The organism is Chryseobacterium sp. (genome assembly GCF_022712095.1).
Classification (GTDB): Bacteria; Bacteroidota; Bacteroidia; order Flavobacteriales; family Weeksellaceae; genus Chryseobacterium.
Genome location: NZ_JALAHD010000186.1, coordinates 1 through 8,787 on the forward strand (window position 1 = coordinate 1; position 8,787 = coordinate 8,787).

The window sequence follows — 8,787 nt, forward strand, 5'->3', positions numbered from 1 at the left end:
ACATATCTGATTTCTCTCATCCGAATTTCTATACTTCGGAGACTTCTTCTGTTTCTATTATTTCTACAACGATTATCACCCCATAACGGGGTAATTTTACACATATTATATCCGTACCGTATACTCTTTTTTCTAAAGAGTAATAATTAATCGATTATAACATTTCAAAAAAAATCAATGATGAAAGTTTTAAAATTTGGAGGGACTTCCGTCGCCAACGCAGAAAATATACTGCGGGCAGAAAAAATAATAAAAAAAGAATCTTTAAATCATAAAATAGTTGTAGTAGTTTCAGCTTTGCAAAGTGTTACCGACACTTTAATAAAAGCAGCGGAAGCAGCATCCGATAAGGATGAAGATTATCTGCAGTTTGTAAAAAACCTGGAAGAAAAACATTTGCAGGCAGTAAAAGAACTGATTCCCATATCCGAGCAAAGTTCATGGCTGAGTTTTGTTAAAAAGCACTTTAATGATATTGAAGATATCTGTAACGGGATCTTCATATTGGGAGAATTTACCGGCAGAATAAAAGATAAAATAACTTCTTACGGAGAATTTTTATCATCCAATATTATCGTAGCCAGATTACAATCACAAGGACTCGATGTCTCATGGATGGATTCTACAGAGGTTATAAGAACCAACAGTAATTTTACTCATGCTAAAGTTAACTTTGATATAACAGAAAAAAATGTAAATAATTATTTCAGTAAAAATCATCAACAGATTACTGTTGTCCCCGGGTTTATCGCTAAGGATAAAGAAGATAATGCCACAACTTTAGGAAGAGGAGGCTCCGATTATACAGCAGCGATCTTAGCTTCTGCACTGAATGTAGAAGAACTTCAGATATGGACAGATGTAAGCGGAATGATGACCGCGGATCCAAGGTTGGTAAGCAGTGCTAAAGTAATCCCTGAGATCTCTTATCAGGAAGCTATGGAGCTTTCTCATTTCGGAGCAAAGGTGCTTTATCCTCCGACTATACAGCCGGTTATGGTAAAAAATATCGATCTGTGGATCAAGAATACATTTCAACCTGAAGATCAAGGGACTCTTGTTTCTCAAAATCTTAAAGTTTCGGAAAACGGAGGTCAGATTGCGGTAGGAATTTCCAATATGAACCAGATTGCGCTTCTTACGTTGGAAGGCAGTGGAATGATCGGCATACCCGGCATTTCGGCAAAGCTATTCCAATGTCTGAGCAATGAGAAGATTAACGTGATCCTGATTACTCAAAGTTCATCGGAACATTCTATCACTATAGCGATTGGGGAAAAAGACTCTCATCATGCACAGTCAGCCATCAATTCTGCTTTTGAAGATGATTTAAAGCTTCAGAGAATAGAACCTGTAAAAATAGAAACGGGACTTTCTATTGTCGCTCTTGTAGGTGAAAATATGAAAAGCAGAAGCGGTGTAAGTGCAAAAATGTTCGGATGCCTTGGGAATAACGGAGTGAATATCCGTGCTATTGCACAGGGTTCCTCAGAAAAGAACATCAGTATCGTCATCTCGGAAAATGATATAAGAAAGGCTATCAATGTACTTCATGAAGAGTTTTTCGAATCGGAGATCAAGCAGGTACACCTTTATCTGTGCGGGACAGGAAATGTCGGTTCAAAACTTATCCAGCAGATCTATGAACAGAATGAATATTTAAAAGAAAACTTATTGATCAATCTTCGTATTGCCGGACTTTCTAACAGCAAAAAGATGGTATTTGAGAATAAAGGACTTTCTTCAGCTGATTTTGCAGAACTGCTTAACAATGGCGAAGATTCTACTCCTGAACTGTTTGCTGAAGAAATTATTTCACGAAATCTCAGAAACTCAGTTTTTGTAGATGTAACGGCTAGCTCGGAAGTACCTGAAATCTATGAAAGTCTTTTAAAAAGAAGCGTAAATATTGTAGCCTGTAATAAAATTGCAGCAGCCTCAGATTTCAGCCATTATAAAAAACTGAAAACCCTTGCCAAAGACCATAATTGTAAATTTTTCTTTGAGACAAATGTAGGAGCCGGTTTACCGATTATAGGAACAATCAATGACCTGATCAGAAGCGGAGATAAAATCAATTCCATACAAGCGGTATTAAGTGGTACATTAAATTTTGTATTCAATAATTATGATGGAAGCAGACCTTTCTCAGAAGTAGTAGCTCAGGCTCAGAAAGAAGGTTATACGGAACCTGATCCAAGATTAGACCTTGCAGGAACCGATGTTGCCCGTAAAATTTTAATACTTGCCCGGGAAGCCGGATATACATTAGAATTTGAAGCCATAGAAAACGTAGGTTTCCTTCCTGAAGAATGTATGCAGGGAAGCGTAGAAGACTTCTATCAAGCCCTCAGCCGCTATGAAGATCATTTTAAAGGTTTGCTGGATAAAGCTCAGAAAGAAGGGAAAATCCTTAAATATGTCGCTGATTTTGAGAATGGAAAAGCAAAAGTAGGTCTCCAGCATATCGCCTCGGACAGCGATTTGTACCACCTTTACGGAAAGGACAATATTGTGATGTTTAAAACTTTACGATACTCTGAGCAGCCTTTGGTTGTAAAAGGTGCCGGTGCCGGTGCAGAAGTTACTGCCAGCGGAGTATTTGCTGACATAGTCCGTTCTGTTTAAAATAAAAGATATGAAAAATATAAAATTAAAAGTTCCGGCTACAGTAGCGAATATGGTATGCGGATTTGATATCCTGGGAATGGCTATCCACAAACCGTATGATGAAATGGAATTAAGATTATTGGATACTTCAGATATCATCATCAGACATACGGATCAATATGAGCTTCCGGAAACAGCTTCACAAAATGTAGCAGGAGTTGTCTTATTAAAAATGCAGGAAGAGCTTCATTTAAAAAACGGATTTGAAGTAATCATCCATAAAAATATAAAACCGGGAAGCGGATTGGGGTCAAGTGCGGCAAGCGCTGCCGGAGCTGCTTTCGGAGCAAATATATTATTAGGGAATACCCTTTCTAAGGAAGAAGTTGTTCATTTTGCCATGTATGGGGAAGAACTGGCTTCAGGGGTGAGGCATGCTGATAATATTGCACCGTGTATCTATGGAGGAATTACATTGGTAAAGTCTTCAGATCCAGTGGATATTATTCCTTTACGTACCCCTGATTTATTTGTTACTGCCGTCCATCCTCAGGTAGAAGTAAAGACATCGGATGCGCGACAAATCCTGAAAAAAAATGTACAGCTAAAAGATGCTATACAACAATGGGGAAACGTTGCCGGGCTTGTTACCGGAATCCTGAAAAATGATTTTGCTCTGATTGGCCGAAGTCTTCAGGATGTTATTGTGGAGCCTGTCCGAAGTATCCTCATCCCGGGATTTGATGAAGTAAAAGAAAAAAGTATGGAAATCGGAGCTCTAGGTGGGGGAATATCCGGATCCGGTCCTTCTATATTCATGCTGAGCGAGCAGGAGGAAACTGCCCGTCAGATTGCAGATATGATGAAATCGGTATACGAAACTTTACAGATCGAAAGCTTTGTATATATTTCCAAGATCAATCCGGAAGGAATAAAAACTTATTAAGAAAAAACAAATGAACTATTATAATTTAAAAGATACGGAGGAAGTTATCAGTTTTAAAAAAGCTTCTATAAAGGGACAAGGGAAGGAGAAAGGGCTTTTCTTTCCTGAATCAGTTCCTCAGTTTAAAGATGATTTTATCAAAAATCTGAATCAGTTTTCGGATGAGGAAATTGCTTTTCAGTGTATGAAAGATTTTGTTTCTGATGAAATACCTGAAGAGGAGCTAAGAAAAATTGTTACAGAAACCATTCAATTTGATATTCCTCTTAAAAAAATCAATGATCAGATTTTTGTTCTGGAATTATTCCATGGCCCTACCCTTGCCTTTAAAGATGTGGGTGCAAGATTTATGAGCCGCTGTTTATCTTACTTTTTAAAAGATGAAAATAAAAAAGTGACCGTATTGGTAGCCACTTCCGGAGATACGGGAGGTGCTGTAGCAGATGGCTTCCATAATATCCCCGGCATTAACGTAGTTATTCTTTATCCTAAAAACAGGGTAAGCCCTGTACAGGAAAAACAATTGACAGCTTTGGGTGGTAACATTTCTGCATTGGAAGTAGATGGAAGCTTTGATGATTGTCAAAATCTGGTAAAGCAGGCTTTTTCAGATAAAGAGGTTAATGCTGGATTATTTTTAACTTCAGCGAATTCCATTAATGTCGCAAGATGGCTTCCTCAACAGATCTATTATCTTTTAGCATTAAAGCAATGGCAGAAAACTGAAAAAGAAAATCCTGTCATCTGTGTTCCAAGCGGTAATTTCGGAAATATCTGCGCAGGAATTTTAGCTTATTTCAGAGGACTACCTGTAGACCATTTCATTGCAGCATGTAACGCGAATGATGTCATTCCCCGTTATCTGAAAACACAGGTTCTGGAACCCCGGAAAACCGTTCCCACCCTTTCCAATGCCATGGATGTAGGAAATCCGAGTAATTTTGTTAGAATTCTAGAACTTTTCCATGATAATTTTAAAGATCTGAAAAATAAAATATCTGGCTATTCTGTAAATGATAAAGAGACTCTGAGAACCATCACCAATGTTTACCAGAAATATCAATATATATTGGAACCTCATGGAGCGGTTGCTTATTATGCTTTAGAAAATTATCTAAAGGAAAATCCGGACAAAAAAGGCATTATTCTTGAAACTGCCCATCCGGTAAAATTTCCGGAAGCCGTGGAAAAGGCAACTGGTTATTCAGTTGAAATTCCAGAAACTTTACAGGGCTTAATGAAAAAAGATAAAAAAACCACGGAAATTAATCCGGACTTTGAAGAATTAAAACGATTTTTGCTTCATCAAAACTTATAGAATGACTTCGAAGATCTTTTTGGAAGATATTAAAATATATGCTTATCATGGAGTACTCCCGGAAGAGAATATCATCGGAACATATTATATTGTGAATATTGAGCTGCACACAAATCTGTGGAAGGCTGCAGAATCCGATGATTTAAATGATACGATAAGCTATGCGGATATTAATGACATCATCCATGATGAAATGGATATACCATCTCAATTACTGGAACATGTAGGGGGCAGGATTATTTTAAAGATTCATCAGAGTTTTCCTCAGGTTTCCTATATTAAATTCAGGATCACCAAAACTTCTCCTCCTATGAAAGGAGAAATGAAAGGGGCAAGTATAGAACTTGAAAAAAGTTTTATCAATTAATTTTTACAATAATGAAGTTGAAACTTATTAAATTGTTTTTCTTACTTCTGGTCATTAGCATCAGTGGACAAACAGCTGCTAATGACCAGAATATTTATAATTTCCCTAAGATTAAGTCCAATATTACCATGCCGGTAAGCATTCCCTTAACGGAAATAAGCAATATGATTAATGCTTCGGTGAACGGTCTTATCTATCAGGATGATTCTTATATGGATAATGATAATGACCAATTCAAAGTAAAAGTATGGAAAACCCGCCCTATCAGACTGGTAGGCGGAACGAATCAAAACCTTCTTATTGAGGTGCCTTTAAAAATATGGGCTGAAAAGGGAATCGGGACATTAGGAGTGTATACTTATCAGAGTACAACTTTTGAGACCGTAATGTATTTTAATTCTACCCTTAGTTTTAAAAATAACTGGATCATTACCACTTCTACTCAGCCAATGGGATTCAAGTGGGTAACAAAACCTGTTCTGGACTATGGACGGATCAAGGTTCCCATTACTTCCATTGTTGAAAAAAGCCTTAAGGAACAACAGCAAAAATTCTGTACCACCATTGATCAGCAAATGGCATCCCAACTGAATTTCCAGCCTTACGTTGTAATGGCATGGAATTCTTTCTCCCAACCGTTTCAGATTTCGGAGGAATATAATACTTGGCTAAAGATCACACCTGTCAATATCAATATAGCACCACTAAAATTCTACGGCAATAAAATTGACACCAATATCGGAATTGATGTATACTCTGAAACATTTACAGGAAGAAAACCGGAAGCTTCCCTTCCCATAACTTCAGTGGCAGATTTTAATTCTATTCCACAGCTTAATGATCAGTTCCTTCTCCAAACTACAGCGAATATTCCTTTTTCAGAAGCAACCAGCATCGCACAGAAAATGTTTCTTAATAAGGAATTTGAAGTAAGAGAAGGAAAAGATAAAATAAAAATCACAGAAATCAATGTTTACGAAAGAGACAGCAGAATCATTATTGAAGCAGAAACAGACGGCTATGTAAAAGGAACCTCTTTTATTTCGGGAGTTCCGATATATGATGAAAGCAAAAAGAAAATCGTTCTTTCGAATACCAAATTCAAACTGAAAACTTCGAATATCCTCCAGAAAACTGCCACCCTGTTCTTCCAGGGAAAAATTGTAAAAATGATCGAAAGTGAATATGGAATTCCAACCCAGGAATTGGAAGACACTTCTAAGAAGAGTATTGAAGAAGCTTTTAATAAAGAATATTATAAAGGTTTAAAAATGAATGGAAAAGTATTTGCTCTGAAACCTTCTCAAATCCTTTTAAACTCTTCCGGAATCACTGCTGTAATTGATACTAAAGCTACCTTAAAGCTAATATTCAACGGACTTCAATAATATTTATCAATAACAGAATAAGTTTGAGAAAATATTTACAGATTGTAGAAAGACATAAAGCTTCTTTGGGAAACAGGTTTGTTAATAATATATAGATAATATCGTCCTAATAATTATTAACATTATTTTATCAATCCTTTCAAATATTGCTTATAGCTTAACTTCGATCAGCTTCTTTTATTTCTTCAATTATGGAGGAATGCTATTGGGACTTATTTCGGGGAGTGTCATCTCAGTGATTTACTATTTCCTTTGGGAAAATTATGCTAATGGAAAAACTCCGGGGAAATATGTTACAGGAACTAAAGTAATCAGTATTGATGGGAAAGCTCCTACTACCAGGCAGATTTTATCCCGAAGCCTTTATAGGGCTATTCCTTTTGAAGCCTTTTCTTTTTTTGGAAGTGATGGTTGGCATGACAGCCTATCAGATACTAGAGTAATCAATGCAAAAAACTATGAGGCTGAAAAACAGGCTAAAGAAGAAATAAACAGCATAGGAATTAAAGAAATTGCGTAAAAACTTTGTTTTGAAAGGTAAAAATTTTTATATTTGCACACTTCAAAATGGTACTTTGGCCGAGCGGCTAGGCAGTGGTCTGCAACACCATCTACAGCGGTTCGAATCCGCTAGGTACCTCCATCAAACCTCTAAGTATTTCCTTAGAGGTTTTTATTTTGGACATAAAAAATAACTATGCTAAAAAAGTCTTGTTTTTTTTCCTTAGTTCACTTTAAAACATTCTGAAAACAAAAGGCCGCATTCAAAATGAACACAGCCTTTATAACTACATATACGTAAATTTTTCTATCTATTTTATTAAATTATATATCAATACAATTACGAAGTATAAGCTGCATAAATTTCATTAACCGCTCCATTACTTGATTTCGCGAAGAATGTATAATCAATCCAAAAATACCCCCTTTCTCCCCAAGAAGTTCCCCAGGAATTCTGCACTTTAAATGCTTGTTTATTATCATCATATCCAATTACACAGATCGCATGTCCCCCATAAACAGTTCCTGAATGAGCACCTTTCCATATCCATCCCGTATTTTGCATATTATAGAAACTTGTATCAACTGTAACCGCTATAATAACAGGAATATTTGCACTTAGAAGTGTTTTTATCCCTGTAAGATCTGCTTTATTCAATGTTCCCCAATTAACGATTTTATGTGCACCGGCTGCATTCTTCTGAGCAGTATTTGGCTGTGTAGTACAACCCGCATCAGTGTAAGGCATTTCATCCCAACTACATGCCCCCTGATTCTTAATCAAATTAAGGCCAGAAGAAACATATGCACCATTACAATCACTGCTGACCTTAATTTGATTGAATACATATTCAGGGCTTCGAGGAGCTGAAACACCTCGAAAAGTATACTCTAATGAACTAAGAGCCGCATAAGCGGTCGCCCAAGCAACACAAGAGCCTTCCATCCCTTGATTTCCTATAGGTGAAGTATACATAGAATAGCTAGCAGGAAGTGCCGCCTTTGCTTCGGAAGCATTCTTTCCCAGATATTTTTGGACAACAGCACTGATATCCACTTTAGGGAATGAATCATAAGTACCCTGGTCTACAAACTTAGCTCCCAAAGCATACAGTTGGTCAGACTGAGCAGAAGACTCTTGATTTTCAACAATTGAATCATCATTTGAACTACATGATGTAAAAAATAGCATTCCTAATGCTAATACGCATAATTTTGATTTCATTTTTTCTATATTTAAATTAACTAAACCAACAATCAATGCATTTACTTTTAATATAGTATTAAATGATTTTTATTGAAAAAAAACCAATTTTAAATGAACTATATTAAATAAATGTTAACCAAAATTAAAATTAAATTTAACAACAGTAATTAAACTAAATTTCAAAAACCTCAAATATCGTAGCCAATACGTAGTTCCCTATTAAAATATTTCATTTCTTATATTATACTTATCAACATTTGCGGCGCTTTTTACGAGCAACTAAAAAGGGACAAGAAGGCGTTGAAAAAGGGTATTATTTATTGAGCCATACATATGAAGATCAGGAAAAAGCAAGTTACTATGGTGTCTTTCAGCAAGGAGAAAAGACATTGACACTGGAGATGCCATTGCAGCTTTACCTGCACACAAGCCCACCGCAACGTGGCGAAT

Annotated in this window: 8 protein-coding genes and 1 tRNA gene; 8 read left to right on the forward strand and 1 reads right to left on the reverse strand. The window is 36.4% G+C overall.

Going from position 1 to position 8,787, the window contains the following annotated elements; genetic code table 11:
• The first annotated feature begins 180 nt into the window (after positions 1–180).
• The 7 genes from thrA to Q0A18_RS09600 all read left to right on the forward strand — a co-directional run bounded on the left by thrA (position 181) and on the right by Q0A18_RS09600 (position 7,272).
• A complete protein-coding gene (thrA, locus tag Q0A18_RS09570; RefSeq protein ID WP_292009936.1) occupies positions 181–2,628 on the forward strand; it encodes a bifunctional aspartate kinase/homoserine dehydrogenase I in 2,448 nt (815 codons plus the stop codon).
• Between the two features lie 10 nt (positions 2,629–2,638).
• Positions 2,639–3,556 carry a homoserine kinase gene (locus Q0A18_RS09575; RefSeq protein WP_292009930.1) on the forward strand — a complete coding sequence of 306 codons (918 nt, stop codon included), beginning with the start codon at positions 2,639–2,641 and terminating at the stop codon, positions 3,554–3,556.
• Positions 3,557–3,566: 10 nt separating this feature from the next.
• Positions 3,567–4,874, forward strand: a complete 1,308-nt coding sequence (thrC, locus tag Q0A18_RS09580) for a threonine synthase (RefSeq protein WP_292009931.1) — start codon at positions 3,567–3,569, stop codon at positions 4,872–4,874.
• A gap of 1 nt (position 4,875) precedes the next feature.
• Positions 4,876–5,241: a dihydroneopterin aldolase gene (gene folB / locus Q0A18_RS09585; RefSeq protein WP_292009932.1), complete on the forward strand. Its 366-nt coding sequence runs from the start codon at positions 4,876–4,878 to the stop codon at positions 5,239–5,241.
• A gap of 11 nt (positions 5,242–5,252) precedes the next feature.
• The gene (locus Q0A18_RS09590; RefSeq protein WP_292009933.1) at positions 5,253–6,629 is read left to right on the forward strand and encodes a DUF4403 family protein; all 1,377 of its coding nucleotides are present in this window, start codon (positions 5,253–5,255) and stop codon (positions 6,627–6,629) included.
• 100 nt (positions 6,630–6,729) lie between these two features.
• Positions 6,730–7,149: an RDD family protein gene (locus Q0A18_RS09595; RefSeq protein WP_292009937.1), complete on the forward strand. Its 420-nt coding sequence runs from the start codon at positions 6,730–6,732 to the stop codon at positions 7,147–7,149.
• Between the two features lie 49 nt (positions 7,150–7,198).
• Positions 7,199–7,272: transfer RNA gene (locus Q0A18_RS09600), tRNA-Cys, on the forward strand.
• Positions 7,273–7,470: 198 nt separating this feature from the next.
• Here Q0A18_RS09600 and Q0A18_RS09605 read toward each other — a convergent pair.
• A complete protein-coding gene (locus Q0A18_RS09605) occupies positions 7,471–8,355 on the reverse strand; it encodes a C1 family peptidase (protein ID WP_292009934.1) in 885 nt (294 codons plus the stop codon).
• Positions 8,356–8,594: 239 nt separating this feature from the next.
• Here Q0A18_RS09605 and Q0A18_RS09610 point away from each other — a divergent pair.
• On the forward strand, positions 8,595–8,787 hold a 193-nt coding region (locus Q0A18_RS09610), incomplete at its 3' end, for a hypothetical protein (RefSeq protein ID WP_292009935.1).